Here is a 1,627-nt window from a genome sequence, read left to right as displayed (position 1 = left end):
GGCCGGTGATATAGGTGTGGCATGCGTCGCGAATGGCGTCGAGCTTCGCGCGGCGCTTCTTGTTCGAGAGCACCTCGAGTTCTTCAACCGAGGCTGGCTCCGCAAGGTCGTCGCGGAATACGGTGACGTCGATGTCCTCGGAAAAGCGTTTGATGAGGTCATAGCTTTTTGACAGCGATGTGCCGCCCTTGAACAGCAGCCGCGGCTCGCCTGCAGGCCGTTCGTGATAGAGCGCATTGAGCGTCCAGCAGACCCAAAAATCCTTTTCCACATTGCCGACAGGGGCGCCAATGCGGTTGGCGGTGGCGAGGAACAGATCAAGGCGGTCTCGCGGCGACGCGGCAATAATCTGACGGTAGGCTTCGGTACTCATGGCTTGCCCTCTAGCCCGGCGCCCGGCTGAGGAGTTGGCGGAGGAACTCCTGCATCCAGATCGGGACTGCGGAGAGACCGGCGCGCAGATCCTCGCGGATCGCCTCGCCATGCTTGGGGTCAGAAAGCAGGCGGCGCAACGTCGTCTCGATCCGCCTGCGCTCGCTGTCCTTGGTCAGCATATCCTGCAGCCAATGCAGGGCCTGGACGACCCGCATACCCGGCCGATCCGCCCAATAAAGGCGGCTCGGGGCAGCGTATTTGAAATGGATTTCCTGGCTGCCGAGCTTGATCGGCTTCAATCTCGCATCGACCAGTACCTCGATCCGCGCAGGCACCGCCGTCGTGAGCCCAAGATCGTTGGCTGCCGTCATGCCGTCGATGACGACGCGCGCGTTGTCTCGGCGCGTCACGGCCCGGATCACGGCGCGATAGTCCGGCACGGTGGCGCGGCCGGTCAGAGTATTCGTACGCGGTCGGTCATAGAGACCCCGGTCGATCCGGCGAAGCTCTTGAGCGGCAACCAGGCGCTGCAGCGTCTTGTCCACCGCCGCACGCCCACCGAGATCGGCAAAGTCGCCTGGGGTCCAAACCTCGTCGGGTTTGGCCTCAATCCGTGCAAGTACGCGCGATCGGAGATCACTGTCATGTTCAACCAAGGTCATGTCCGAAATATGCAACAAGTTTCGGACAGAAGCAACAGGCCGTCCGAAGATTGCTACAAACTTCGGACAAGCTACGCGTTTGAAGCCTGCTGCAAAAACGCCAGTTGATGTACTGGACCCCTCAAAAATAGGCCTACCCGAACTCTGCCCACGCCGGTGCATGATCGCTCGGCTTCTCCCACCCTCGGGTCTCAACATCCACCCCGGCATCGCGAAGACGGGGCGACAACGAGGGACTGACCAGCAGATGGTCCATTCGCAGACCAGAACTCCTGTCGTAGCCGCCCCCAAAGGAGTGATTCCAATAAGTATAGACCCCCTTTTCCGGATGGATGCGCCGGACCGCATCGATCCAGCCATCCTCAAGCATCCCGGCATAGGCTTGCCGACTCTCGGGAAAGTACACTGCATCCCCAAGCCATCGTCGCGGCGCTACAGCATCAATGGGGGTTGGAACAACATTATAGTCTCCGCACAACACGGTCGGCGCGCCCTCTTTGAGGAGGCCCCGGCCGTAGCCGATCAGGCGGTCGAACCAACGCAGCTTGTAGTCGAACTTGGGCCCAGGGGCGGGATTTCCATTTGGCAGG

At 61.1% G+C, this 1,627-nt stretch carries 3 protein-coding genes; all 3 read right to left on the bottom strand.

Features of this window, described 5'->3' with window-relative positions:
* Positions 1-373 (bottom strand): nucleotidyl transferase AbiEii/AbiGii toxin family protein (locus EOA13_RS37000; protein ID WP_164780619.1); only part of this gene is annotated, 373 nt, incomplete at its 3' end.
* A gap of 10 nt (positions 374-383) precedes the next feature.
* On the bottom strand, positions 384-920 hold the full coding sequence (locus tag EOA13_RS36995; RefSeq protein WP_245490603.1) for a DUF6088 family protein: 537 nt from the start codon (positions 918-920) through the stop codon (positions 384-386).
* Between the two features lie 250 nt (positions 921-1,170).
* Positions 1,171-1,627 (bottom strand): exodeoxyribonuclease III (locus EOA13_RS36990; RefSeq protein ID WP_206535372.1); only part of this gene is annotated, 457 nt, incomplete at its 5' end.

This window comes from Mesorhizobium sp. M7A.F.Ca.US.011.01.1.1 (genome assembly GCF_003998295.1).
In the GTDB taxonomy this organism is placed as follows: domain Bacteria; phylum Pseudomonadota; class Alphaproteobacteria; order Rhizobiales; family Rhizobiaceae; genus Mesorhizobium.
The sequence above is the reverse complement of the archived record's forward strand: the minus strand, read 5'-3'. Positions and strand labels throughout refer to the sequence as shown.